Source organism: Nocardia sp. NPDC101769 (assembly GCF_044766925.1).
Classification (GTDB): Bacteria; Actinomycetota; Actinomycetes; order Mycobacteriales; family Mycobacteriaceae; genus Nocardia.
The window spans coordinates 117,661-143,530 of sequence record NZ_JBIWMX010000021.1 but is presented as its reverse complement, the minus strand read 5'-3'; the positions used below and the strand labels follow the sequence as shown (position 1 = coordinate 143,530).

Below are 25,870 nucleotides of genomic sequence, written 5' to 3'. Positions count from 1 at the left end.
GGGTGCCGGCGCATGATGAGATAGCCAAGCTGCTGAAAAGCGCCACCGCCGAGGTGATTCCGATTCCGGCGCGGCCGGATGGGAAGTCGCTCGGCACGGCGTTCCGGGTGGCTCCCGGCTACGCGGTCACCGCTGCGCACGTAATCCGAACCGTAGGTGCGCGAGTAGAGCTCCGCTTCGAGGACGGAACAAGCGAGGCCGAAGTCGAGGTCGCCGACCCGGCTCCGCCGGACAGCAATCGCTGGGACTTCGACGATCATGCCGTGCTCCGCATCGTCGAACCCGAGCTGGTGGAAGCGGTCCCCTGTGTATTGATGGGCGAACCGGTGCCCGAGCCCGGCGACAAGCTGCTCATCTGCGCCTACAACCCGGGCTATGTCGCCGACTTCGTGGAGAATTACCGCGATTGTGTTGTGCGGGAACCGCATCCACCGAAGTTCTGCACCATTGATGGGGATCGTGCGGTGATCCAGGGCATGTCGGGCGGGCCGGTGTGGTCGATGCGGCAGGGCTGCGTCTTCGGATTGGTCAAGGGGAGCGAGAGTTTCACCGCACCCCAGGGGGGCGCGGTGGTGCTGCTGCTGGATGGCCTGCGCCGGCTGTGCTCGCCCGAGCTCTATCAGAAGATCGTCACCGCACACGACATGTATCACCGCGACCACCAGCTGTGGACGGACTGGTTGTCCGGTGGTTCCGGCGCCGTGCGGCGCAGGATGATCGACCTGCACGGTCTGCTCGCCCAGATCCCACCCGGTGCCGGTCGACTCGCCCCGGAAGAGCTGGTCAATCAGCTTTTCCGCGACTTTGTCAGGCCGCGCGACGCGAAGCGCTATGCGACGCTTCGCGACTTGGTCGAGTTCCTGGGAACCGAGTTCCCGCGGCCGAACGAGGCCCTGGCGCGTTTCTGCATCGTGGTTCCCCATTTCCTGCCCGAGCTCGACAGGACGGTTGCCGAAGAACTGCGGCGCATCAAAGCGCGGATGCTCGCAAAGCCCGTGCTCGACGAGCTCGAGCAATTCCTGCTGGCGCAGCTGCCGGACACCGCGGTGCGCACGACCCTTTTCGGGGTGATTCAGCCGGCCCAAGGGCCGAAAATCGAGGGGCGGCCCCCGTCGTTCCGCTATGAGGTGCACCGGAGATTCGACGACCAGGAAATACTCCAGGTCGAGGATGAAAAGTGCGAGAATGCCGGCGAATACGCTACGGTCAAGCAGGATTTGAAAGCGGCGCTCGATCGCCAGTTGAGTAAAACACGGGCAGCGACCGAGTCGGTCGAAATCGTTGTCGCGCTGCCCGATGATTTCTTGACCGAGGAACCGCTGTACGAATGGAAGCGACCGGCGGATGCGCGCCCGTTCAGCAAATACGTGATGCGATTGCGTCGGAGTTGTACCTGGGAGAAGGACGACGAGAAGATCGTCGAGGTCGAGGAGCGTTATCGGCGACTGCTGCGGCAGTCATCCGGCGGATTGGTATGGATATGCTGCTCCGATCCTCGTGCCCAGGAGCTGGGTTCATTGCAGGAACTTTTCGTCTACGACTCCGATGATCCGGGGCCGCACGACAGTCTGGCGATCACCGAACCACCCACAGTGCACGCGCTGGAGGCATCCCGCAGCAATGCCCTGCCGGTGACGCTCTGGCGTACCGAGCGCTGCCCCGACCATCCTGCTGGGGTGCACTGTGGCGGGGCGATGTTCCGGGCGGAGCTGACCATGCGTCTGCAGGGCGAGTCGCCGGCGGACTGGCACTTCGCGGTGTGGCGCGAGCAGCATCGGATGCAACCCTCCGTCGAGCGAGATCAGTTCTGGCGCAAGATCGTTTTCCTGTTCGACAAGCCGGGGGAGAGCCGTTGCCGGCCGCCGCTGGCGGGTCCGCGGATGGCATGAGGGAGTGGGGATGACAGCACCCAATTGGCATGTGTTCCATGGTTCGGGGGAGCCGCGGCGGGACGGCTGGGATGCCGTGCCGCCGCCCATGCTCGCGCGCACCTTCTCCGGTGCGCCGCTGGTGCCGCCGCCCCGGGAGCGGGCGGATCAGCCCGATCAGATCCGGCGCAAGCTCGGCGCGGGCGACATCGGCGCGCATCAGTTGCGGCCCGACGATCTGGATGTCATCAACGCCGCGCTGCTGTGCCGCAGACCATTGCTGGTCACGGGCGCACCGGGTTTGGGGAAATCCTCGCTGGCCTATCTCATCGCCCGCGAGCTGGCGCTGGGACCGGTGCTGACCTGGCCGATCACCAGCCGCAGCACGCTGCGCGAGGGGCTCTACCACTACGATGCCCTGCGGCGCTTCGAAGAGGCGCAGCTGCCGGACTCCGGGCGGGTGGAGCTGGCCGACTACATCACGCTCGGACCGCTGGGCACCGCACTGCTGCCGTACCGGCGGCCTCGGGTGCTGTTGATCGACGAAATCGACAAGGCCGATGTCGATCTGCCCAACGACCTGCTGCACGTCTTCGAGAACGGCGAGTACCAGATCGACGAATTGCGCCGAATTCGGGCGCAGCGCGGGACAGTTGACGTTTTCACCCACGAGGGCCGGGAACAAGTCTCGATCTCCGAGGGTTTCGTGCAGTGCAACGCATTCCCGATCGTGATCTTGACGAGCAATGGGGAGCGTGAATTCCCGCCCGCCTTCCTGCGCCGCTGTCTGCAACTCCAGTTGGCGAAACCCGAACGCGCGCAATTGGAGCGCGTGGTCGCCGCGCATCTGGGAGACTCGGTGGTGCGGGAATATGAGGAGATTATCGCGACTTTCATCAGACGACGAGATGATCTGGGAACACTACCGACCGATCGGCTTTTGATCGCTCTGCATGTTCTCACCCGGGCCGCCGGCGACGATCTGAACCAGGAGGGACGGAAACGGCTGGCGGAGCGTCTGATGCAGCCGACGGAGAGCGGGGGCTGAGGTGGGAAGCCTGTCCGACCTGCTGGAGGCTTTGCGCGGGCTGGAGATGGACCCCGACCAGGTCGCCGAGGCGCTGTGGCTCGCCAAGCACATCGAGGATCAGCCCGCGGCCGCGACACCGTCGCCTCCCCCGCCGACCGAAGCGCCTGAGGCCGAGTCCATTTCGCCGATTCCGGCCACGTCGCCGCCGGACCTGCCGGTGGCGCCCCGGGCCGCGCCCGCCGCGTCACCCGGCCGCACCTACGGCTGGCCCTTCCGCGCGGAGATCGAGGTCTCCGCACCCGCACCGCTGGATTCGGAGCTGCGGCTGCTGGGCGAATTCCGCCCGCTCGGACAACGACTCCCCGATCCCGACCAGCGCGAGTTCGACGAGGACGCGACAGTGCAGCGCAGCGCGAGCACGGGCGTGGCCTGGCCGGTCACCCGGCCGGCACTGGTGCGCCGGCGCGAGGCCGCGTTGGTGTTCGACCGGCATCCGTCCATGGTCGCCTGGGGCGGTTTGGCCCGCGCGGTGCGAGAGCTGGTGGAGAAGGTCGGGTTTCGCCAGGTGCGGGTCTGGTATATGGACGAGGACGCAGAGGGCGCGCTCCGATTGGCCACGGGCGCACGGGAACCCGCGGACCGGGCGCTGTCGGAACTCTACGACGCCTCGGGCAGCCGGGTGATCATGGTCTTCAGCGCTTGCCTGGGTGACGCGTGGCAGTGGGGCACGGCCGCGGCGGAACTGCGGCAGCTGGCCAAGGTGTCCCCGGTGGCGGTCATCCAGCCGCTGCCCAGCAGCATCTGGAGTAGGACCGGTCTGAACTGGGAGCAGGGCCGAATAACTCCGGTGATCCTCAACTGTCCTTCGCCCCTGCGCGTGGTCGCGCCGGCGGGTTCCGGCCCAATGCCCGTTCCGGTGCTGGAGATGACGCCGGGCTGGATCGCGCCCTGGACCGACCTGCTCACCGGCCGCCGCCGGGCCGCCGGTTTCCCGCTGCTGAGCAGCCCGGCGAGCGATCCGGACCGCTCGCGCACGCTCGCCGCCCGGCAGAACGCCGAACTCGGGAATCGTCCGCTGGAACGGGTGCGACGGTTCCGTTCGGCCTCCTCGCCGGACGCCTTCCGCCTGGCCGCCAGCCTGGCGCAGGTGCCGCTGCTGCTGCCGATCATGCGGCTCGTACAGCGGGCGGTGCTGCCCGGCACCCGAGCGACCGTGCTGGCCGAGGTGCTGGCGGGCGGCCTGATCGAGGAGGCCACCGAGACCTCCGCGCCGCCCTACACGATTCCCGAGGACAGTCGGGTGTTCGTCTTCCGGCAGGAGGTCGCGGCCATCCTGCGGGACGCCCTGCCGCGCAGCGAGGCGACCGGCGTGCTGAATGCCGTGTCGCAATTCATCGAGACGCATTACGACGTGCCGGGAAAAGTCTTCCGGGCCACCGTTTCCGAGCCGTCCTCCGGCGGTGGCGCGCCTTTCGCCTATCTGTCTCCGGAAACCCTGCGGCGCATTGCCCCGAGCTTTCCCGATCCGCCCACCGAACCACCCGACGAGGACGACCGTCGCCGCTATGACGCGGTGCTGAGTGATGCCGTGGCAACCGTCGCGCTGGACGATCCGGATCTCGCGCTCACCCGCTGCCGGTACGCGCTGGCCTCGGTCCCGATGGGGTATGCGCCGCGAATCACGGTGCTGCACAGCATGACAAGGCTCTTGCGCGTCCGCTGGGAGCGATTCGGCGACACCTCGGATCTGGACGAGGCGATCGCGGTGGCGAAGACCGCGCTCACCGAAATGCCCGACGCGGAGGACGGTCCGGAATTCGTGGCCGAACTCGGCGGGTTGCTGTTCCGGCGGTATTCGGCGGTCGGCGGGGTGGACTTCCTCATCGACTCGACCCGGGTGCTCCGCATTGCCGTGGAGGCCGTGGAACCGCACGGCCGGCTCGGCGTCCAGGTCTCCGAACAACTCGGGGACGCCCTGGTGCTGCGCTGCGAGGTGGCCGCCGAACCGCTGTACGCGTGGGAGGCGATCGACCGATATCGGGTGGCCGCCGAGGGCGCCGACGAGTCGCGCGGGCCGGTGCTGTTGCTCAAACTGGCGCGCGCACAGCTGGATGTCGTGGTGCTGTCCGCCTATCCGGACCCCACGGTGGCGGAGCAGCTCCTCGAAGACTTCCGTTATGCCGCACCGCAATTGACTGATGCCGGGATCGAACTGAGCGAGGCGACGCGCGAATTCGTGCGGCGGGTCGAGTCGGGCGCGGCCACCGGCCGGTTGGAAACCAGCTTGATTCACCGCCTGGTCGGTATCCTGCTGTCGGCCCTGCCCGGACTGATGGACGTGGTGGCCGAGCCCGGATCGGCGCTGTCGGCGGTGCGGGCTCTGCTGGAACTGGCACCGCCGGAAGCGGAGCCCGGCGCTCGATGACGGAGGCCGGCACCCGACGGCGATCACGCTGGGCGCGGGCGGGTCCGGCCGGACCGAGGGCTGTGGAGGTCCAGGAGTCAGTTGATTGCTCAATTTCCCAGGCGCTACCGGCAATTGGAGGTTTCGGTTATGTTGAAATCAGCCGCCGGTGTCAACAGAAGGTGGGCGGATCGCATGTTCGGCGGGGTCTGGTCGCGACACCGGAAGCGGTCGGATCCGCCCGGGGGAGGTTGTGCGATGGAGCCTGAGACTGCGCGTGGTGTTCCCGATTTGTCCGATGTTTCGCTGGATGTGCTGGCTCGTTCCGATCGGCCGGATATCGGGCGGGCGCTGCGGATCGCCCTGGCGCGCAGGGCATCCGCCGGGATCAACTTCGCAGGGCACAGCGCAGGTGGCGCATGAATCGTGACAGCGCAGGTGGCGCATGAATCGGCACAGCGCGGGTCGCGCATGAATCGGCACAGCGCGGGTCGCGCATGAATCGGCAGCGCAGGTGGCATATGAAGGGGCGCAGCGCGGGTGGCGCATGACAGCGCGGCGGGTCGGGTCATGCGGTCCCGATTGGGCTGCGGCACAGAGCAGCTGGCGACTCTGACGGTACCGGCGGACCAGATCGATGCTCTGGCGCGGCTGTCCGACGAGCCGGGCACCCTGGGCCTGCTGCAACGATCCCGCCTCAGCCGGAACCTGGCCTTCCTGGCCGCCATCGTCCGCGCACCCGTGGCCGATGACTCTGTGCGCACCGCATTCGAGTTGCTGGCCGATATGCAGCGCACGCATCCGGACGCGGTGCGGGATACCCTGCAGCACCCGCGATTCGGGGCCTGGGCCGCGGTGTGCGCCGCGGCGCTCGCGGCCGGCGGAGCGGACCAGGGCGGCGATGCGGTGCCCGCCGCGCACCTGGCCTCGTTCGCCGCGGCGGCCGCGATCCGGACGGGGACCCCGTTCGACCTGTGGTTGCCGGTGAGCGGGGACACCGTCGTGGTGCCGGGACTCGGCTGCTGGACCGGCCCGGCCGCGGACCCTGCCCGGGTGCGTTCCACCGGTTCGACGACGCCACCCGAGATCGGACAGCCGTGGATGCCGGTGCGGCGGTTGGCCGCTCGCCTACCGGACGGTGTGGTCACCGTGGAGTTCGACGACCTGCCGTCGACACCCGCGGCCTGGCCGGACCTCGCGCCCGCCGATCCGCGGCATCGGTGGCGGCCCTCCCCGGAGTCCGAATTCGACGACTGGCAGCGATTGTTCGAACCCGCGCTGGAGCTGCTCCGGCAGACCGTGCCCGAGCTGGCGGGACCGCTGTGCCGGGGCATGCGGGCGATCATGCCGCGGTCGCCGGGCTCGTCCAGCTTCGTCAGCTCCACGCTGGCCGACTCCTTCGGCGCGGCCGCCATGGTGCTGCCGCCGGACGATCTGGCCGCCGCGACCGCACTGCTGCACGAATTCCAGCACTCGAAGCTGTGCGCGCTGATGGAGGTCGTGCCGCTCATCGCCGTCGAGGGCGCGGCCGATCTACCCTCGCCGTGGCGCCGGGAGCCGCGGCCGGCCAGCGCTGTCCTGCACGGCATCTACGCGCATCTCGCGGTGGCGCGACTGCATGCGCGGGCGTCCCGGCAGCAGGGCTATCACGTCGACGGCGTCCTGGTGCGCGAGCAGACCCTCGACGCCTGCGACACCCTGCTGCACTCGGACCGGTTGACCCCGACCGGCCACCGCTTCGTCCAGCTCATGCGACACACCGCGCTTCACGACGGCCGCACCGCGGCCACGAACCGGCGAACGGAGTAGAGACCCTTGGCATCGATTCCGCCGCAACCGATTCCGGCCGAGCAGCCGATCGTGGTCGTGCACGCGCCCGAGGACGCGGTCTGGGGGCTGTGGATTCAGCAGGTGTGCGCGGGCGTCGGCCTCGACGTCCGCACCCGGCGGCTGAACGGGACCGATCCCGCTGAGCCGGCCGGCACGGTGGTGCTGGTGGTCAGCGTGAACTTCGTCCGGGCGGCCGGGTTCTCGCACCAGGATTGGGCGCGGCTGGCCGACCGGCCGGGCGTGCTCGCCGTCCTGGTCGGAGCCGCCGACGTGCCCGCCGACGCGGACCGCATACCGGTGGTCAACCTCCGCGTGCTGCCCAGCGCGCAGCAGGCACGGGCGCGAGTCCTGAACGCGCTCGGCCACACGGCTTCCGAGACCGTTCCGGAGACCCTGCGGCAGGCCGGCCGATTGCAGGTGCGCTACCCCCGGGAGCAGATGTACCCCGGGTATCAATCCATGACCATGCCTCAGTACCAGGCGGATTGGTTCTTCGGCCGCGAGCAGGAGATGGAGGACATCCGCGCCCGGCTGGACGCCGACAATGTCGTGGTGCTGACCGGCCGGCCCGGCAGCGGCAAGACCTGGCTGGCCGCCGCCTACGTGCACCGCTTCCGGTCGCAATACGATCTGATCGCCTGGATCCCCGGCGAGAACGGCGCGGTGCTGCGCGCCGAGCTGGGCAAGCTGGCCGAGCCGCTCGGCCTGCCGGACTCGCTGCCGCGCGAGACCCTGCACCTGGATGTGGTGCAGGCGCTACGGACCCGCGGCAAGCGCTACCTGATCATCTACGACAATGTGACGCCGGACCGGTACCGGGCCGCGGGCGAGCGTTTTCCCTTGCCGCGCAAGCCCGCACGCCTGTCCGAGGTGATCCCGTGGGACGGTCCCGGCCATGTGCTGCTGACGTCGAAGGCCCGCGATTGGGATGAGCCGCAGCCGATCACGGTGCCGCGCTTCTCGGAGCAGGAGGGCATCGACTTCCTGCAGCGGCACGTCCGGGCGCTCCCGGACGATCTGGCCAAGGGACTGAGCGCGGCCGTCGACGGCAGCCCGGTGCTGCTGAACGCGCTCGCGCACCGCGGGGCGGGCGGCGCCGATGTCATCGACGAGACCTTCGTGCGCTCGGTGGCCGACAAACCGTTCCCGGTGCTGGCGGACGGGTTGTACCGGCAGGCGGCCCTCATCTTCGGCGGTGTGGTGCAGCCGCTGATCGAATCCCCGGTGGGCAGTGACGAATGGGCCGCCGGGCGGCTGCTGCAATTGCTCACCGCGTTCCAGGAGGGGCAACCGATCCCGTTGGCACTGTTGATCTCCCAGCTACCGGGCACCGAGCGGCGACCGGGGCGCAGGCTGCCCGCGCCACTGCGGGACGCGCTGATCGCCGAACACCGCCGCCGGAATGTGCTCACCCTCGCGACCCGGGATTCGGTGGCCGACGTATGCCGCGATCCGTTCACCGATCGCGGGCAGGCGCTGAAGATCCATGCTGTGCCCTGGCACGGCATCCGGGACTATCTGGGCGCAGCCGTCGTGGAGGAGAACCGGCACATCGTGCACGGCATGCTCTGCGATGCCGACCCACAGCGCACGGATCTGCCCGTGCTCTGGCAGCGATACCTGTGGCTGTGGCAGCAGCTCGACATCTCCGAGGCGCTGACCTGCCGGCAGGTGGGCGATCCGCACGGTACCTGTGCGCAGCTGCCCGCGCTGATCCAGCATGTGGTGGACGCGCTGGGTGTGCAGGGCGAACTGACCGCCGCCGCGGGGCTCGGCCTGCGGGCCGCGGAAAGCTACTCGGAGCTGCTGGGGCCCGATCACATCGGCGTGGTCCGCATCCGGGTCGTCACCGGAAATGCCCTGTGGCAGCTGGGCCGTTCGGCCGAGGCCCGCGATGTGGCGGCGGCGGCCCGGGCCGGAGTGGAACGGCAGCGCGAGCGGTATCCGGAGGAACACGTGTGGTCCAGCGATCTGCTGGCTGCCTGCATGCGCACGTCGGGGGACTGGGCCGGAGCGGTCGAGGTCAACGAGGAGTCGTTCCGGTGGGCGCGAGATCATCTGGGCGACAGTCATATCGAGACCATTCGCGCCGAGCACAATCTGGCCGTGGCCTACCAGATGGTCGGCCGCTTCGCCGATGCCATGGACGCCGATGTCGCGAACTACGACCGGTTCCGCAATGACCCGCTGCTGGCCTCGGAAACGGTCCTGAAATTGCACTGCGTCAACAATGTTGCGCGCAACCACCGCGAACTGGGCGACGTCGAGGCGTCCGTGGTGCTGCAGGAGCAGGTGCTGCGGGATTTCGCCGAGCTGTTCGAGAATCCGCGGCAGCAGCACATTCTGCGGGCTCGCAAGAACCTCGCCGTGTCCTACCGCAAGTACGGGCGGTACGCGCTGGCGCTCGAGATGCAGCGCGCGGCGTTGGCCGACTGTGTCGAGGTGTACGGCGAGGAACATCCCGAATCCGTCTCCGCCCGAACGAATGTCGCCAATGACCACCGGATGACCGGGGATCTCGGTGAGGCGTTGCGGCACGCGGCCGACGCGTACCGGACCTGCCGGGCGGTGCGGCCGGATCATCCGTACACCGCCGCGTGCGCCGTCAACCACGCGGCGGCGCTGCGGGCGCTCCGGCGGTATGACGAAGCGCTGCAGGCGGATCGGGAAGGTGCGCGGATCTTCCTGGACCGGTTGGGGCCCGATCATCCGTACACCCTCGCCGCCCAGACCGACGTGGCCTCGGATCTGGCCGGACTGGGGCGTACGGCCGAGGCCGCCGAACTCGGGGCCGACACCCTGGCGCGGCTGCGGCGGGCACGCGGAGGCTGGCATCCCTACACCCTGCAGTGCGCGCTCAACCTCAGCCTGGATTGGCGTGCGCTGGGCCGCATCGAGGCCGCGGACAACCTGGAACAGGACACCCTGGAGGCCTACGCGGCCACCCTCGGCCCCGATCATCCGGAATCACAGGCGGCCGCCGCCCGGATCCGGGGCACCTGTGACGTGGAGCCGCCACCCATGTGACGGCGCTTACTGTGACGAATGCGATTCCCCCGGACGGCGTCCGCCCGCCGGGGGATGGGACACTGGAACGGTTATGACTACCCCCTTGCCCCTCGTTTTCGACGCCCCTCGTCGCGGCATGCCGCCGCGGCATCTCGCCGACCTCGATTCGCAGGAGCGCAAGACGGTGGTCGAGGGGCTCGGCCTGCCGAAGTTCCGCGCCGACCAGATCGCGCGCCAGTACTACGGACGGCTGGTCGCCGACCCGGCCCAGATGACCGATCTGCCGGAGGCCATGCGGTCCACCGTCGCCGAGGCGCTGTTCCCGCCGCTGCTCACCGAGGTCCGCCACGTCGTCTGTGACGAGGGCACCACCCGCAAGACGCTCTGGCGCGCCGGTGACGGGACTCTGCTCGAGAGCGTGCTCATGCGCTATACCGACCGCAACACCCTGTGCATTTCCAGCCAGGCGGGCTGCGGCATGGCGTGCCCCTTCTGCGCCACCGGCCAGGGCGGCCTGAACCGCAACCTGTCCACCGCCGAAATCGTCGACCAGGTCCGCGCCGCTGCGGCCGCCCTGCGCGACGGTGAGGTCGCCGGCGGCCCCGGCCGCCTGTCCAACATCGTGTTCATGGGCATGGGCGAGCCGCTGGCCAACTACAAGCGCGTGGTGAACGCGGTCCGCCGCATCACCTCTCCGGCTCCCGACGGCCTCGGCATCTCCCAGCGCAATGTGGTCGTCTCCACCGTCGGCCTGGCTCCGGCTATTCGCAAGCTCGCCGACGAGGACCTCTCGGTGACTTTGGCAGTCTCCCTGCATACTCCCGACGATGAACTCCGAGACACCTTGGTGCCGGTCAATAATCGCTGGCCGGTTGCCGAAGTTCTCGATGCCGCCAGGTATTACGCCGACAAGTCCGGCCGCCGCGTATCGATCGAGTACGCCCTGATCCGAGACATCAACGACCAGCCCTGGCGGGCGGACATGCTCGGTTCGAAGTTGCACAAGGCGCTGGGTTCGCGGGTGCATGTAAATCTGATCCCGCTGAATCCGACACCGGGTTCGAAGTGGGATGCGTCCCCGAAAGCTGTTGAACGCGAGTTTGTTCAGCGGGTGCAGGCGCAGGGCGTGCCGTGTACGGTGCGGGATACGCGGGGGCAGGAGATCGCAGCGGCGTGCGGCCAACTTGCCGCCGAGGGATAGCCCTGGATCGGGGGCTGTGCTCGGTCGGCGGCGGATCGTGGAGATGGACAGCTGGGACCGCGACGCGATCGATCTGCTCGGTCCCGGGTACATCGAGTTTCGGGCGAACGGCACAGGGGAGTCCGCGATCATCGCCGTAAACGGCCGCACGGATTATCGCCCGGAGCAACACGACAGTTGTGACGGCGTAGGTTTCAGCTGGGAAGGCAACGACGAGTGTGAACCGGCGAGCGGGCGTGGCTGGGCGGCCGTGACCGATGACGGAGTTCTACACGGGCATCTGTACTTCCATTGATGAAGCCGCCGACCTGCCGGCCGATCTGCGTGAGCTGGCCGAACGTGACGGCCGCACAAACGAATTCGATTGCCGTGCGGCGAACCTGTGCGATCGGCACGCTCGCCGGCCGGCCTTCCTCGGGCGACTCGCGGATCTCGGCATCACCCGGTAGTTCGGCACTGGCCGACGGTCGCCGTCGTCACACCGAATCCGAGAACGCGTCCGGCGGTACCCGAGCGCCGGTCTCGGGGGTCGTGCCGGTCCAGTGGGCGGTCTCCTGTTCGGCCCACTGGACCCAGCGGAGCAGGAGCTCGTTCTGTTCGCGCAGGAAGCGAGCGCTCAACGCGATGACCGGGAGCCGGTCGGGGTAGGGGCCGCCGGTCTGCTCGAATTCGGCCATCCGGTCGGCGACGGCGGCCATCCGGATCTCGGCCTCGGCCCTGATCCGGGCCAGGTTGGCACGAAGCTGGTCGAGGTCGCCGTGGTCGGCGAACGCCACTTTGAGCAGGCCCTCGAACTCCAGGACCGGACCGGCTCCGGGCACGTCCAGCCACTCCCGCAGCGTCTGCCGCCCTGCCTCGGTGATCTCGTACACCGTGCTCCTGCGGCGGCCGGTGAACTCGGCGCGGCTCACCGCCAGGCCGTGCTCCACCAGCTTCTTGGGCTCGTCGTAGAGGACGCTGCCCGCGCGTGGCCACATCGCGCGCAGGCTCCGGTCCATCTGCTGTTTGAGCTCGTAGGTCGTCCACGGACGGACGGCCAGCAGGGACAGGATCGCATACGAAGTGGTAGTCAGGGCCATACCTTGTCACAATACTCCGTTCCGGAGTATTCTAATGCTCCGTTTCGGAGTATTGGAGTGAGTCTTGTCCCCTCAGATCACCGGCATTTCCCACCTGTCGCTGTCGGTCAGCGACCGCGACGCCAGCGTCGCCTGGTACGGCGACCTCCTCGGGTTCCAGCCGATCACCACGCTCGACTGCGATGACTTCCTGGAGACCATCTGCATGGATTCCAAGGGCACCATTCTCGCGTTCCAGCAGCACCTCGAGGGCGGCTCGGATTACCACCCGAGCCAAAGGGGGCTCGATCACCTGGCGTTCGGGGTGGACAGCTCGGCCGCGCTGGAGGAGTGGTCCACGTTCCTGGACGAACGTGGCGTCACCTGGTCACCGGTGGCCGACACGCCGTTCGGCAAGGTTCTGTGCTTCCGCGACCCCGACGGCCTGCAGCTCGAGCTGTTCGCCGTGGCTGGGACCTAAACTTTCGCGGCTATCGAGCACCGCTGAGCCCTTTTGTGCCAGAAACTGTTTCGTGGCGAATTCGACTTCGTCCGGCACCCCGGCCTCTCGGCAGCGGTCCCGATCGGTGGCCCCCGCCTTCGGCAGATACAACTCTCTGTCGATCAGCGTGCGGCCCTTCACACTCGTGTACGCACAGAACACACCCAGCCGACAGTTCTCCACCGACCAGGGGTTCGCACGTAAATTACTGTCGGAGTTGATCTTTCGGGTGGGTGGGGGTGTGAGACGAGATTGCAACTGTTCGAGGGTGCGCGCGGGTGATCCGGGTATCGGGCCAATCCGCCGATCCGGTGCGGCGGATGCTCGCCAACGGGTGGGTGGTGGCCGCCCACGAGGGGCCGAAATCGGCGTTCTTCCCCCGTGCACAACAATTTCTGCGGAACCAGTTCGCCGCCATAGCGCCCGCGGACTCCGCCGCGGTCCGCGAAGTGGGATGCGAGCACCAAACCCGTTGAGCGTGAATTCGTTCGGCGTAGCGAGGCGCGGGGTGTGCCGTGCGCCGGGTGCGACACTCGCGGCCAGGAAATCGCGGCAGCCTGCGGTCAGCCGGCCGCTGAAGGGCGAGCACCTTCCGGGTCCCCGACAACGCAGAATTCGCTGTCTCCGCTGGATTCGGCGGGGGGCGACCCGAAGGGCAATTGTGGTATCCATGCTGGTCGTGGCGGCGTAGCGTCATTGCAGGGGCGGCTGATCGATGAAGGTGACCGCCATGACGAAATTTGTACAAACGATCGAGTTCACGACCACTCGGCTCGACGAATTCAACAAGAATCTCGACGAGTGGCTCACGGCGACGCAGGGGAAGCGGGCCGCGACCCACAGCATGGAGACCAGGGATCGCGATCGGGACAACACGTACATGCAGATCGTGGAGTTCCCGTCCTACGAACAGGCCATGGCGAACTCAGCCATGCCCGAGACCACCGGCTTCGCCGAATCCCTCGCCGCACTCTGCGACGGGCCCGCGCTGTTCCGCAACCTCGACCTGGTCCGCGAGGACGACATGCTCCCGCGCGAAGAGTTGGGCCTGCAGGTCAGAAGCTTCGACACACCTGACGAAACGCGAGTGTTCGAGTCGGGTAGCGGCCGATTCGAAGTCATCGAAGCAGGATCCGGATCGGTCGGCCGCGGTGTCTTCCAGCCCGGCTGGCGCTGGTCCACCCACGTCAAGCCGATCGCCGGCACGGACAGCTGCCAGGCGTCGCACGTCGGATACTGCGTGTCCGGCCGGATGCGGATCCGGATGGACGACGGTACCGAACGCGAGATCGGCGCGGGCGATTTCATGATCTGCCCGCCCGGACACGACGCATGGACCGTCGGCGACGAACCATGCGTCCTCGTCGACTGGGCGGCAGCCGCCGACTACGCGCGCCGTCACTGACCCGCACACCCGCCCCCGCGCGGCATCCGGGCGGGGGCGGAATCGCGGGCTGACCCGACGCAGCGTGAAGGTCCGATGGCCGAGGGCATTCGGCACGATCCCGCTAGGCTGACAGCATGAGTGAGGCCGTCGACTGGTCGTGGCTGCGTACGACGATCCCCGTCGTCGATATGTCCATGTACTTGGATATGCCCGAGGATGTAGCGCGCACCGTGGAGATTCGTGATGGCATGATCGTCCATTGCGAATCGCCGTCGCCGAATCATGTTGCGATCAGCGACAATATCAAAGCAGCCTTGCGCGAGGCGGTGGCCAAGCGTCCAGAGGGCGCGCCGTGTCTGCGCGCCAGCGGTGAGCTGGACATGTTGGTTTCCGATGTGCCTTTTCATTACAAGCGGCCGGATGCGATCGTGTACCGCTGTATCGACGAGCCGCGAGGCAAATGGAAAACCAAACCGACAGCCGCGGACACTCTGTTGGTTGTCGAAGTCGTGTCACCGAATACGATCTCGGCCGATCTGGTGGAAAAGCGGGCGGAGTACGCGCGCCTGGGCATCCAGCATTACTGGATCGTTCGCATGGTGCAGGACGACGGTCCCGTTACGTCGATCGAGATGCTGCGACTCGCCGCCGACGGCACCTATGTCCGGGAGACCACGGCGCTGCGGGCTCGCGGCGATGCGATGGCCGTCGATGTACTGGACCCGCTCGATGTCACGATCAGCTGGAATCAACTTGATCTCGGCTTGGACTGATCCACTTCGTTCCAGGAACGCCGACGCGGGCGCCGTTGGGCGACCAGCGCGAAATCCCGCGACCGTGCCGTGGCCGCTGAGCTCTGGGCACTCTCCGAGACTCTGGCCGGCATCGTTTTCCCGGTCGTCGATGCCGAGATTGGCTGCAACACAGCGCCGTTAGGGTGCACGCAAATGTAGTTCAGCGCGCGACAGCGAGTTCGGCGACGAAATACCGATGGTTACCGAACCTCCGACGAGCGCGCCGGACGGCCTGCCGGCCGCCCGCTTCGACGCCGCCATCGACATCACGCTCGGGGAACTCCGCATCGAGCTCTTCGATCCTCTCGACTCCATCCCCTCGACCACGACTCCGAGGAATTCTTCCGGCCGCACTGAACCACCGAGGGGTGCGAAGTCGCCGAACCGCCGCGCTGCCGCATGGACCGTCCCCAGCATTGACGACCATGACAACGAAGCGGAATCGAAGTGCCTCGGCGGCAACGCCCTTGAAGCGCGCGGCCGCGGCCGCGCGGTTGAACATCGCGGTCGGGGACCTGCCGGAACTGGGTTGCGGCTGGACCGTCGGGGAGGTGCTGCGGCTGCGGCGGGAACGGCCCGACTGGCTGACAGATGCGCGGCGCAGATTCACGCGGCCGGAGATCGGCCCGCGGTGGCGGTGATCGGCTTATGCTCAGGGTGACTGGCTCGTTCTCGTATCGGGGTCGCTGTGTCGCATGTCGATCCGTTCCCCACGCGCCGCGAAGAGACCTCCGGGTTCGCGGCGGAACTGGCGGCTGCCGGGTTCGGGGAGGCGGTCGAGGTGGGGCGCGGGGGATTCGGCGTGGTGTACCGCTGCTTTCAGCACGCGCTGGGGCGAACCGTCGCCATCAAGGTGCTCAGCGCGGACCTGGAATCCGACAGCCTGGAACGATTCGTGCGCGAGCAGCTCGCCATGGGGAAGCTGTCGGGGCATCCGAACATCGTGACCGTGTTCGAGGTCGGGTCCACCGACACCGGGCGGCCGTACATCGTGATGCCGTTCCACGCGCACGGGTCGCTCGACACCCGGATACAGCAGGGCGGGCCGGTCGAATGGCCGGAGGTGCTGCATCTCGGGGTGCGGCTGTCGGGGGCGTTGGAGACAGCGCATCGGCGGGGACTGCTGCACCGGGACGTGAAGCCCGGGAACATCCTGCTCACCGAGTACGGGGAGCCACAGCTGGCCGATTTCGGAATCGCGCGGCTGACAGGCGGATTCGAGACCGCGGCGGGCACCATCACCGGGTCGCCCGCCTACACCGCGCCAGAGGTGCTGCAGGGGCAGGCCCCGGATGTCACCGCCGACGTCTACAGCCTGGCGGCGACCCTGTTCTGCGCGGCCACCGGGCACGCGGTGTTCGAACGGCGCAGCGGGGAACAGCTGGTCGCACAGTTCGTGCGGATCACCAGACATCCGATGCCGGACCTGACCGGGGAGGGCCTGCCCGCCGACCTCACCGGGGCGATCGAGGCGGCCATGGCACGCGAGCGCTCCCAACGCCCCGGCTCCGCCGCCGAATTCGGTGCGGCGCTGCGGGATATCCAGCAACGGCACGGGCTGCCGCCCGACGACATACCGATTCCGGTGCCCGCCGCGGAACCGCCGCCGCCGGCGGACCGGGCCCGGACCGTCGGCCGCACCACCCCGCCCCAGGCCGGGCGCCGGCGCTCCCGCACCACCACCACCAACACGCCGCCGGTCCCGGCCACCCGGCTGCGCCCGCCCACCCTCACCCGGGCCCTGGTGGACCGCCCGCGCCTGCTCGACGCGCTGCGCTCGGGTAGCGATCGCCGGCTCGCGGTCGTCCACGGCCCCACCGGTTTCGGCAAGACCACCCTCGCGGCGCAATGGTGCGCGGCGGTCACCGCGGCCGGGGGATCGGTGGCCTGGCTGACCGTCGACAGCGACGACGACAATGTGGTGTGGTTCCTCTCCCACCTGATCGAAGCGGTGCGCGCGGTCCGGCCCGCCCTGGCGCGTGAACTGGGCGAACTGCTCGAGGAACACGGCGACGAGGCGGGGCGCTTCGTGCTCACCTCGCTCATCAACGACATCGACCAGCGCGGCGAGCGGCTGACCGTGGTCATCGACGACTGGCATCGCGTGAGCGACCCGAATACCCAGGCCGCGCTTCGCTTCCTGATCGAGAGCTGCAGTCCGGTGCTGCGCATGCTGGTGACCAGCCGCCACCAGACCGGCCTGCCCATGAGCTCCATGCGCGCCCGCGACGAACTGGTGGAAATCGACACCGCCGCACTGCGATTCACCGCCGGCGAAGCCTATGCCCTGCTGGTCGAGCTGGGCGGGCTGGAACTGGACCGCGACGACGTGGCCGACCTCACCGAATCCACCGGCGGCTGGGTCGCGGCACTGCAACTGGCCGCCCTGTCGCTGCGCGGCAGTGACGATCCCGGGCAGCTGATCGGGCGGCTCACCGGACGCCACCACGCCATCGGCGAATTCCTCGCCGAGAACGTGCTCGAGACCCTCGAGCCCGGCGTGCTCGACTTCATGGTGGCGACCTCGGTCACCGAACGCACCTGCGGCGAGCTGGCCGCCGCGCTCACCGGCGCGCCCGACGGGCAGGCGCTGCTGGAACGGATCGAGCAGCAGGACCTGTTCCTTCGCCGGGTCGACGGCGGCCCGTGGTTCCGCTACCACCAGCTGTTCCAGGACTTCCTGCGGCAACGGCTCGAACACGATCGGCCCGAGGAGATCGATCGCCTGCACCGCGCGGCCTCGGAGTGGTTCGCCGGGCACCGGCACGTGAGCGAGGCGGTGGACCACGCCCTGCTGGCCGGCGACGAGCAGCGCGCGGTCGAAATCGTGGAGCGCGACGGCATGTCGCTGCTCGAATACGGTCAGATGGCCAGCCTCATCGGCCTGGTGAACAAGCTGCCGCCGACCGTCATCGAATCCCATCCGCGGCTGCAACTGGATCTGGCGTGGGCGAACATCCTGCTGCACCGGGCCGGTCCGGCCGAACGTGCGCTGTCCCTGGCGGAAGACACGCTCGAGCGCGGCGACCTCGACCCGCGGACTGCGGCCCGGCTGCGCGCCGAAGCGGGCGTGGTGCACGCGGTGGTGACGGTCCGCGCGGATGTGCTTACCGGCGTGGAGGATTGGCTCGCACCGTGTTTCGCCATGGCCGACGAGCTCTCACCGTATGTGGTGGCCATCGGCGCCAACTGCGCGAGTTTCGCCGCGGGCTACCGCTACGACTTCGAGGAGGCGATCCGCATCCAGGAGTGGTCGGCGCCGTACATGCGCCGGAACAAGGGCTACTACAACAATGTTCACGGCCTGTGCTTTCTGGGCCTGGCCGCCAGCCTGCAACTCGACATTCCGCGCGCCGAGGAGTACTTCCGCAGCGCTCTGAGGATCGCCAAGCAATCCGGCGGCAGCCATTCCTACGGCGCCCGCCTGGCCGGATCGCTGCTCGGTGAACTGCTCTACGAGCGTGGCGAGGTCGCCGAGGCTGAGCGCCTGCTCGACGAGGGCTACAAATTGGGCGCCGACGCCGGTGTCGTCGACTTCAAACTGGCCCGCTACGTGGTGGGCGCCCGGGTGAAGGCGCTGCGCGGCGACCGCGCCGCCGCCATCCGCCGCCTGAACGAGGGTGCGCGCGTGGCCGATTCGATGTCGCTGCCCCGCCTGCGCGCCGAGGTCGAGAACGAGCGGCTACGCCTGGGCCTGCCACCGCACCCCGACTTCGGCCCGCTCGCTGTGGTCGACCACGCCCACCGCCGCACCCCGATCGACCCCATCGACGAATTCACCGTCCTCTACGAGGAATTCACCGCCATCCGCCTGCTGCTGGCCGAATCCGCCACCGAATCCCGGGAACTGGCCCGCACCTGGGCCCAGGAATGGGTCGACGAGCTCGAAGCCGTCCGCCGCCCCCGCGAACTCCTGAAGGCCCGCCGCCTCCTGGTCGCCTGCCTGGCCGCAACCGGCCGCACCGACGCCGCCAAGACCCTGCTCGCCACCGTCACCGCCCAGTGCGCCGAACACGGCTCGGTCCGCTACATTCTCGACGGCGGCCCCCACGTCGTCGCCACCCTCGCCGCCCTCGCCACCGACCAGGCCGCCGGCCACTGGCACCCCGACTGGCCCGAGGTCCCACCCGCCTTTCTCCGCGCCCTGGCGGAAGCCGATGCCGCCCAGACGATCTAGAGTGACTTCGCTGGATGTGGAGCTAGGCAGGGATTTACGGGTGTGACTGAACCTCTACACGAGGCGCACGAGCGGGCCAGTTGGGCCGAGTTGTTCTTCGATCTGGTGCTGGTGTTCGCGGTGACGCAGGCCGCGCATGTGGCGGTGGCGGGGCAGAGCTGGGGCGCGGTCGGGCAGACGGTGCTGCTGCTGGGGATCATGTGGTGGTCGTGGGTGGGGACCACGCTGGCCGTGCACGGGGTGGAGGATTCGAACCAGCAGCGGATATTCCTGTTCGCCTGCGGATTGTGCATGTTCGTCATCGCGATCACCGCGCCGCACGCGTTCACCGGGCACGCGCAACCGCTGCTGCTGGCCGGTGCGCACCTGGCGCTGCGGCTGCTGCTGTGGGGCGAGATGCAGCACAAGCGGGCGTTCTCGTCGGCGGGGACCTTCGGGAACTGGCTCAATCCGTTCACGGTGACCCTGGCCGCGGCGGTGCTCCTGGTGGCGGCCGCACTCGCGCCCGCGGGCGGAATGCGCAACGGGCTCTGGATCATTGCGGTGGCGCTGGCCTTCGGCGGTCCGGCGCTGCTGGCACGCCGCCTGGAGAAGGTCCAGTTCGGCGCGACCCATCTGCCCGAACGCTTCGCCACCTTCGTCATCATCGCGCTCGGCGAGACCGTCGCCTCGGTGGGTTCCCAAGCGGCGGAAGCACACCTGGGGGTGGTGGCCTGGATGGCGGTGGTGCTGATCTTCGTGCTCGGCTGCGGCCTGTGGTGGCTGTACTTCGCCTACGGTTTCGCCGCGGTCGAGCATTCGCTGCGCACGAACCAGGTGCGCGGCACGGTCGTGCGGGATGTGCTCAGCTACGGGCACCTGCTGCTGGTGACCGGCCTGGTGCTGGTGGCGGTGGGCGCGCGCACCATGGTCGAGCATCCGACCGCGGTGGCGCACAGCGTGACCGGATATCTGCTGCCGCTGGGCGCCACCCTGTACGTGACCACCTTCCTGTTCACCCGCTGGCGCATGTTCGGCGCGGCCACCCTCGGCCGGTTCGTCACCGCGCTGGCCCTGGCGGTCCTGACCGCCGCCGCGCCGCTGCTGCCGCAGATCGCGACGCTGGCCGCGGCGACCGCGATCCTGGCCGGCCTCAATGCCTTCGAGTACTGGGTGGTGTCGACGGGACGGCCGCTACAGCTCATGCGCCGCTCCCGGGCGAGCTAGCCGACCGGCACGATGGTGGCGTCGATGGTGTGGATGAGACCGTCACTGATCACGAAGGTTTCGGTGATGTCCACTGTCACCAGCCGCACCCCCGCGACGCCGGAGTCCAGCAGATACCGCGCCGTCACCACACCGTTCGCCTCGGTCAGGCGCAGGTTGTAGAAGCGCTGCACGAGCGAATACTGCGGCCCGTGCTCGAGATCGTAGGTGAGCTGCGGCCCCGAAAAGCCGGTCTGCAGGCCCGCTTCGACCCGGGTCGCGTCCGGCGCGAACGGCACCGCCGACGCGTCGTGGCTGATCAGCGCGTCGAGATAGGCGAGCGCGATGGCGGTGTCGCGGGTGTGCATGGGTGCCGCGCCCGCGCTCCCGGACGCGATCCCGAGCGCGGCCGCCGCCGTCGCCGTCACCGCTGCAACATGTCTCATTTTCATCCGCTGATGCTGGCTCGAGAGGCCGTGCCGCGCAAGCGTTTCCAGCCCTGTGCCAGGCGTTCGCCCAGCCCCGGCCGGACCGGTTCCGCGCCGAGCCAGTCGGCGATATCGCTGATCACCGCCGGATCGACGTGCTGCGGTCGCAGGTAGCCACTGGGTGTGGACGGCCCGGTACCGGAGCAGAGCATGTGGTCGACCGTGGGGTGGACACGGATGGTGACATCGGGTCGCCCGGCCAGCCCGGCCTCCCACAGCGGCAGGTCCTCGTCGGCGGTGACCTGATAGTCGCGGCCACCCTGGATGAGCAGAATGGGTCTGTCCAGCGCGGCCGCGGTGGCGACCTGGTCATAGTCCCGCAGGTCCAGCCAATACGACGCGGGCCAGTTGAACAGCAGGTCGGCGGCCGGGGTTTCGGTTGACAGCGTGGGACTTTCGGTGCGCGCCGCCCGGGCACGCATGCTCTCCTGCAACTCGCCGATGTCCTGATCGGGCTCGACCGCCGCGATGTGCCGCAGCGCGCGCAGTATCGACCGCGGCAGCGGCACGGTATCCCCGGCCAATACCGCCACCCCGGCAATGCCCGGGTCGGCGGCCGCGATGCGCGGCGCGGCCTTGCCGCCGCCGCTGTGCCCGACCACGAAGATCCGGGCGGGGTCGACCCCGGGCTCGCGGCGCAGCACCTCGACCGCCGCACGGGCATGCGGCAGGTACTCCTCGACCATGGTGAACCCCGCCGCACTCTCGAATTCGCTGTGCGCGTGGGTCAGTTTGTCGAAACGCAGCACCGCGACGCCGCGAGTGGCGAGTCCCCACGCCAGGTCCTTGAACGGTTTGTTGGGTCCGGTGGTGAGGTCCCGGTCGGCGGGCCCGGAGGCCACCAGCACCACGGCGGGCCCGGATCCGTTCCCGACGGGCAGTGTCAGCGTGCCGGACACCGCGGTAGCGCCCGCGCCCAGGGTGAAGTCCCGTTCGCGGAATCGGCGCGGCACCGCGTAATCCGGTGGCGTCCAGCCGGATTCGGCCGGTGCGGCGAGCCGGAGCCCGTGCAGCCGGCCCGCCGCGTCCACCGCCAGGTGTACCGCGAGCGCACCCCGCTCACAGGTGACCGGTATCCGCACCGATGTCAGCCCGTCGGCGGCGGGCCGGGTGACCGCGGCACCGACCGACCGCGCCGCGCCGATCTTGGCGATCTCACCGGTCCACCCGGCCCGGACGGTCTCTGCGGACACCACGTCCGCCAGTCGCGGCGCGAACAGGTCTGCCAACTCGTCGAATCGTTCGTTCCGCAGTAGGTCGGCCACGGTGGTGGCCACGGTCTCGGGATCGATGTCAACGGTCATTTCCAGAACCTTTCTCAATCAGTGAAACCATTCTTATTATTGAGAAAGGTAGCAGCTTATGAGAAGGTTGGGAAGTGGAAACCTTCGAGCTGCTGGCACATCCGGCGCGGCTGCGCATCGTGCACGCCCTGCGCGGCGACCGCACCCTGACCACCGGCGACCTCTGCGCCCGCCTGCCCGATACCTCGAAAGCGACCGTGTACCGCCACGTCGACGCCCTCACCGCCGCCGGCATCCTCGAGGTCGCCGAGGAGCGGCGGGTGCGCGGCGCGGTCGAGCGCCGCTACCGGCTGCGTCAGGAGAACGCGGCCATCAGCGCCGAGGCCGCCGCCGCACTGCCCGCCGACGGCTACCGCCCGGTCTTCGCCCTCGCGATGGCCGTGCTCGTCGCCGAATTCAACGCCTACCTCGACGGCGAGAACGCAGATCCGGCAGCCGATCTCGTCGGTTTCCGCCAGCACGCACTCTGGCTGAACCGCGACGAGCTCGAGCAGCTGATCGCGGAGCTGCGCGAGGTGATCCTGCCGCGCCTGGCCAACCAGCCCGCCGCCGGCCGCGACCAATACCTGTTGAGCCCCATCCTTTTTCCGATCGAACAGGCGCCCGCCGACCCAGCCGGCTGAATCAGCCTTCGACCTCGCCGAGCCGGCCGCGCGGGGGTGCGCTGACTCGCGTGAGGTGTGGCCGGTCACCGGCCTGTCCGAGTGCTCACACTGTGCTGCTATTGCAGTTATTACGCAATAGCTTGGAGGGGTGGCTTCCGAAGAGCAGACCGAACTCGACTACCGCTTCACCCTCGCCAACGAACGCACCTTCCTGGCCTGGATCCGCACCGCGCTGGGCCTGCTCGCGGGCGGCGTCGCTGTCCACACGCTGGTCGAACGCTTCAGCATCCACGGCCTGCGCGCGGCCATCGCCATGTCGGCCATCCTGCTGGCGGTGGTGCTCGCGGTCGGGGCGTACACCCAGTGGCGCAAGGTGGAACGGGCCATGCGGGCGGGCGAACCGCTGCCGGGCAATGTGCTGATCCCGGTACTCGCGGCCGGTGTCGCGGTGATCTCCGCGATCGCCGTGGTCGGCGTGCTCAGCCTGTGAACTCGCCGGCGATCGCCCGCGATCCCGGAATGGCGACCGAGCGCACCGCGCTGGCCTGGCGGCGCACCGCCATCTCCGCCATCGCCAGTGCCGCGCTGTTCACGAAGGTGGCCGCCGAGGGCGGGATCGGCTGGCGGCCGACCGGCCTGCTGCCGCTGGGCGCGGCCGCGGTCATGATGCTGGTGGCGGTAATCGCGGTGGCGCGCAGCCGGAGTCTGCACCGCGGCGCGCATCGCGGCACCGCGCCGCTGCTGCTGCTGGTGTCCGCGGGTGTGGCGGCGGTGGGGGTCGCGGCGATGGCGATGGTCCTCGCGCACCGGGCCTAGCGGGATTCCGCCCGCCGCATGGTATTTCCCGGACCGTTCGTGATTGCAGTACTTCTGCAGTAGGTTCGGCCGCATGAGTGGTACAGGTCACCGGCGCACCGACCTGAAGGACGCGTGGAGCAAGTTCCTCGAGCATCACGGCCCGCGGCACATCGCCGACGGGGCCGCGCCCGCGGTCGGGTTCCTGCTCGGATACAAGCTTTTCGACCCGTGGATCGGGATCGGGCTCGCGCTGGTGGTGGCCGTCGCGCTGGGCGGCTACCGCCTGGTCCGTGGCGATTCGGTCAAGGTGGTCGGCGGTTCCATCGCGGTGGTCGCGCTGTACTCCGTGTTCGTCATGTGCACCGGTCGCGGCCGGGACTTCTATCTGCCCGACCTCCTGGGCTGCGTTCTGCTCTCGGCGGCGTTCGGCGTGAGCCTGTTCGCGCGCCGCCCGCTCAGCCTGTGGATCACCCAGCGGCTGCGCCTGGAACCGGCCGACCCACCCGTCGCGCACCTGGCCCTGCACCGGCGAATCACCCTGGGTTGGCTGATCTTCTGGCTGGTGCACCTCGCGGTGATCGTCCCGCTCTACCTCGCCGACAAGGTGGTCCTGCTGGGCGTGGCCACCCTGATCCTAGGCAAACCGTCCATCATCGTCATGATCCTGGTGACCTGGCTGCTGCTGCGGCGGTCGGCGCAGGGCCGCCCCGCGCCGCAGCGGACAGCGGTCGAAACGGGCTGAGCCAGGCACGCTCGCCGTCCCGGAGTGAGCGAATCGCGGGCGGGGGAACGCGGCCGCCGACCTCCCTGATCGATAGCGTGATGATTGCTAATCTGGCGCCATGACTGCTGGTCAGCGGCTGGACGGATCTCGGTCCACCGGATCCCGATGAGGATCCGGGGCGGCCGCGACGTCATCGAGGCGGGCACCGCGTTCCTGGCGGCGCTCGTCGCCGGGCTGTCGCTCATGGTGCCCATCGACTTCGCGTGGACCTCGCGCAGTTCGGCGCTGCACTTGGAACTGCTGGTCTTCAGCCTGCCGCAGGCGATTGCGGCGGGGGCGCTGGTCGCGATCGTGACCGCGGTGCTGTCCACCGCGCTGGGCGGGCAGAGCCTGCGCTGGGGTGTGGCGCTGGGCGGGGCGGCGCTGCTGTTCGTCGACCACCTGCTGGGGCGGCACGCCGTGCTCGGCACCTCGCTGGCCACCCTGAACTTCCTGGACTCCATTGCCGGCGGTCTCATACTCGGCGGTTCGGGGGCCGGGGTGCTGTCCCGCTCCCACGTCGAATCCCGGTACACCTGGGAGACGTCGGCGTGGCTGCTGGGCGCGATCGGCGGCGTGGTCGCCCATGACCTCATCCCGGAAACCAAGGCCAAGGTGGCCGATCCGCACTTCCCGCAGAACTGGCCCGCCATCGGCACGCAGCCGCTGTGGCTGATCGCGCTGGCCCTGCTCGTCATCGGACTCCGGTTCCTGCGCGAGCCGGGCGCGCATCCAGCGGAAACACATTCGATCCAGCTGCCCATCGTCCCGATCATCGCGGGCGCGTTCATGATCGGCGTCAGCCTGGTCGGGTCCGGGGTGCTGGCCCGCCACGGCGGCAGCCCACTCGCCATCGCGGTGACGGCCGCGGCCACGGCGGCCGGGGCCGTGCTCACCGCGTTCATGCTGCCCAAGCGGGACGGCGTCCAGGTGCTGCTCGCGGTGGCGCTCGTCGGGACGGGCAGCGCTGTCCTCGTGGCAAGCCTTCCGGGATGGTCGATCCCGGGACTCATGGTGCTGGTCGCCGGCGGGCTGGTCGCCGGGATCCGCTGGCCCGGTGTGCGGGTCGCCGCGGTCGGCATCATCGGCCTGTCCGGGTACGCGGTGCTGACGGTCGGGGCCGGGCATCCCGACGTCCTCACCGTGTTCGGACACGCGCTGCTCGCCCTGCTGGCCGGCTACTGCTTCGGCGCGGTCACCCCGCGCTACGGCTCCACCCGTGTGCTCGGCATCGCCCTGATCTACGTGCCCTCACCGGTGCTCGCGCTGCGCGACTACACCCGGCGCGGGCACTGTCTGCTGATCGACCCCGGAAAGCCCTGCGCCATCGCCGATTTCACCTCGTTGGCACCGGGCTGCGCGGCCATCGCGCTCGCGGTGGGCTGCGCGCTGGGCCTGTGGGCGCTGCTGCGGCGGCGACCCGAGCAGGCTCCGGTGTCGGCGTCCGCGAGATGAGCGTCCCCAGCA

General features: G+C 69.0%; 22 protein-coding genes and 2 pseudogenes. 20 read left to right on the top strand and 4 right to left on the bottom strand.

Features of this window, described 5'->3' with window-relative positions:
• Window positions 1-2: 2 nt before the first annotated feature.
• The 8 genes from ACIRRA_RS28990 (at window position 3) to ACIRRA_RS28955 (ending at window position 11,637) form a co-directional block, all read left to right on the top strand.
• Window positions 3-1,889 (top strand): serine protease, encoded by a 1,887-nt coding sequence (locus ACIRRA_RS28990; RefSeq protein ID WP_402774459.1) that lies wholly within the window; start codon window positions 3-5, stop codon window positions 1,887-1,889.
• A 10-nt stretch (window positions 1,890-1,899) separates the two neighbouring features.
• The gene (locus ACIRRA_RS28985; protein WP_402774456.1) at window positions 1,900-2,916 is read left to right on the top strand and encodes an AAA family ATPase; all 1,017 of its coding nucleotides are present in this window, start codon (window positions 1,900-1,902) and stop codon (window positions 2,914-2,916) included.
• A 1-nt stretch (window position 2,917) separates the two neighbouring features.
• Window positions 2,918-5,323 (top strand): SAV_2336 N-terminal domain-related protein, encoded by a 2,406-nt coding sequence (locus ACIRRA_RS28980; protein ID WP_402774454.1) that lies wholly within the window; start codon window positions 2,918-2,920, stop codon window positions 5,321-5,323.
• Between the two features lie 237 nt (window positions 5,324-5,560).
• The gene (locus tag ACIRRA_RS28975) at window positions 5,561-5,725 is read left to right on the top strand and encodes a hypothetical protein (protein ID WP_402774451.1); all 165 of its coding nucleotides are present in this window, start codon (window positions 5,561-5,563) and stop codon (window positions 5,723-5,725) included.
• Between the two features lie 147 nt (window positions 5,726-5,872).
• Window positions 5,873-7,111, top strand: a complete 1,239-nt coding sequence (locus tag ACIRRA_RS28970) for an aKG-HExxH-type peptide beta-hydroxylase (protein WP_402774447.1) — start codon at window positions 5,873-5,875, stop codon at window positions 7,109-7,111.
• Between the two features lie 6 nt (window positions 7,112-7,117).
• The gene (fxsT, locus tag ACIRRA_RS28965; protein WP_402774445.1) at window positions 7,118-10,159 is read left to right on the top strand and encodes an FxSxx-COOH system tetratricopeptide repeat protein; all 3,042 of its coding nucleotides are present in this window, start codon (window positions 7,118-7,120) and stop codon (window positions 10,157-10,159) included.
• Window positions 10,160-10,232: 73 nt separating this feature from the next.
• The gene (rlmN, locus tag ACIRRA_RS28960; protein WP_402774442.1) at window positions 10,233-11,342 is read left to right on the top strand and encodes a 23S rRNA (adenine(2503)-C(2))-methyltransferase RlmN; all 1,110 of its coding nucleotides are present in this window, start codon (window positions 10,233-10,235) and stop codon (window positions 11,340-11,342) included.
• Between the two features lie 43 nt (window positions 11,343-11,385).
• Window positions 11,386-11,637 carry a hypothetical protein gene (locus ACIRRA_RS28955; RefSeq protein WP_402774439.1) on the top strand — a complete coding sequence of 84 codons (252 nt, stop codon included), beginning with the start codon at window positions 11,386-11,388 and terminating at the stop codon, window positions 11,635-11,637.
• Window positions 11,638-11,818: 181 nt separating this feature from the next.
• Here ACIRRA_RS28955 and ACIRRA_RS28950 read toward each other — a convergent pair whose 3' ends face one another.
• Window positions 11,819-12,421 (bottom strand): helix-turn-helix transcriptional regulator, encoded by a 603-nt coding sequence (locus ACIRRA_RS28950; protein ID WP_402774436.1) that lies wholly within the window; start codon window positions 12,419-12,421, stop codon window positions 11,819-11,821.
• 64 nt (window positions 12,422-12,485) lie between these two features.
• Between ACIRRA_RS28950 and ACIRRA_RS28945 the strand changes: the two genes are divergently transcribed.
• Window positions 12,486-12,881, top strand: coding sequence for a VOC family protein (locus tag ACIRRA_RS28945; RefSeq protein ID WP_402774433.1), 396 nt, complete (start codon window positions 12,486-12,488; stop codon window positions 12,879-12,881).
• A gap of 33 nt (window positions 12,882-12,914) precedes the next feature.
• On the opposite strand, the pseudogene ACIRRA_RS28940 reads toward ACIRRA_RS28945, so the two are convergent.
• Window positions 12,915-13,085 (bottom strand): annotated as a pseudogene (locus ACIRRA_RS28940) (IS701 family transposase); the annotation flags it as partial.
• A gap of 264 nt (window positions 13,086-13,349) precedes the next feature.
• On the opposite strand from ACIRRA_RS28940, the pseudogene ACIRRA_RS28935 reads away from it, so the two are divergent.
• The 6 genes and pseudogenes from ACIRRA_RS28935 to ACIRRA_RS28910 all read left to right on the top strand — a co-directional run.
• A pseudogene (locus ACIRRA_RS28935) lies at window positions 13,350-13,484 on the top strand (23S rRNA (adenine(2503)-C(2))-methyltransferase RlmN); the annotation flags it as partial.
• Window positions 13,485-13,632: 148 nt separating this feature from the next.
• Window positions 13,633-14,307 (top strand): cupin domain-containing protein, encoded by a 675-nt coding sequence (locus ACIRRA_RS28930; RefSeq protein WP_402774431.1) that lies wholly within the window; start codon window positions 13,633-13,635, stop codon window positions 14,305-14,307.
• A 116-nt stretch (window positions 14,308-14,423) separates the two neighbouring features.
• Window positions 14,424-15,062: a Uma2 family endonuclease gene (locus ACIRRA_RS28925; protein WP_402774429.1), complete on the top strand. Its 639-nt coding sequence runs from the start codon at window positions 14,424-14,426 to the stop codon at window positions 15,060-15,062.
• A gap of 446 nt (window positions 15,063-15,508) precedes the next feature.
• A complete protein-coding gene (locus ACIRRA_RS28920) occupies window positions 15,509-15,724 on the top strand; it encodes a hypothetical protein (RefSeq protein ID WP_402774427.1) in 216 nt (71 codons plus the stop codon).
• Window positions 15,725-15,771: 47 nt separating this feature from the next.
• A complete protein-coding gene (locus ACIRRA_RS28915; RefSeq protein WP_402774425.1) occupies window positions 15,772-19,260 on the top strand; it encodes a protein kinase in 3,489 nt (1,162 codons plus the stop codon).
• Window positions 19,261-19,302: 42 nt separating this feature from the next.
• Window positions 19,303-20,466, top strand: coding sequence for a low temperature requirement protein A (locus ACIRRA_RS28910; RefSeq protein WP_402774422.1), 1,164 nt, complete (start codon window positions 19,303-19,305; stop codon window positions 20,464-20,466).
• Here the strand turns inward: ACIRRA_RS28910 and ACIRRA_RS28905 are convergent.
• Together ACIRRA_RS28905 and ACIRRA_RS28900 are read right to left on the bottom strand one after the other, a co-directional pair.
• Window positions 20,463-20,891 carry a hypothetical protein gene (locus ACIRRA_RS28905; RefSeq protein WP_402774421.1) on the bottom strand — a complete coding sequence of 143 codons (429 nt, stop codon included), beginning with the start codon at window positions 20,889-20,891 and terminating at the stop codon, window positions 20,463-20,465. The genes ACIRRA_RS28910 and ACIRRA_RS28905 overlap by 4 nt on opposite strands.
• Window positions 20,892-20,893: 2 nt before the next feature.
• Window positions 20,894-22,237 carry a serine aminopeptidase domain-containing protein gene (locus tag ACIRRA_RS28900; RefSeq protein WP_402774418.1) on the bottom strand — a complete coding sequence of 448 codons (1,344 nt, stop codon included), beginning with the start codon at window positions 22,235-22,237 and terminating at the stop codon, window positions 20,894-20,896.
• A gap of 74 nt (window positions 22,238-22,311) precedes the next feature.
• Between ACIRRA_RS28900 and ACIRRA_RS28895 the strand changes: the two genes are divergently transcribed.
• The 5 genes from ACIRRA_RS28895 to ACIRRA_RS28875 all read left to right on the top strand — a co-directional run bounded on the left by ACIRRA_RS28895 (window position 22,312) and on the right by ACIRRA_RS28875 (window position 25,858).
• Window positions 22,312-22,860 (top strand): helix-turn-helix domain-containing protein, encoded by a 549-nt coding sequence (locus tag ACIRRA_RS28895; protein WP_402774415.1) that lies wholly within the window; start codon window positions 22,312-22,314, stop codon window positions 22,858-22,860.
• A gap of 130 nt (window positions 22,861-22,990) precedes the next feature.
• On the top strand, window positions 22,991-23,332 hold the full coding sequence (locus ACIRRA_RS28890; protein ID WP_356997822.1) for a DUF202 domain-containing protein: 342 nt from the start codon (window positions 22,991-22,993) through the stop codon (window positions 23,330-23,332).
• Between the two features lie 29 nt (window positions 23,333-23,361).
• Complete coding sequence (locus ACIRRA_RS28885; protein ID WP_402774412.1) at window positions 23,362-23,658, top strand: DUF202 domain-containing protein; 297 nt, start codon at window positions 23,362-23,364, stop codon at window positions 23,656-23,658.
• A gap of 73 nt (window positions 23,659-23,731) precedes the next feature.
• A complete protein-coding gene (locus tag ACIRRA_RS28880) occupies window positions 23,732-24,382 on the top strand; it encodes a DUF3159 domain-containing protein (RefSeq protein ID WP_402774410.1) in 651 nt (216 codons plus the stop codon).
• A 147-nt stretch (window positions 24,383-24,529) separates the two neighbouring features.
• On the top strand, window positions 24,530-25,858 hold the full coding sequence (locus ACIRRA_RS28875; RefSeq protein ID WP_402774407.1) for a hypothetical protein: 1,329 nt from the start codon (window positions 24,530-24,532) through the stop codon (window positions 25,856-25,858).
• The last annotated feature ends 12 nt before the right edge of the window (window positions 25,859-25,870 follow it).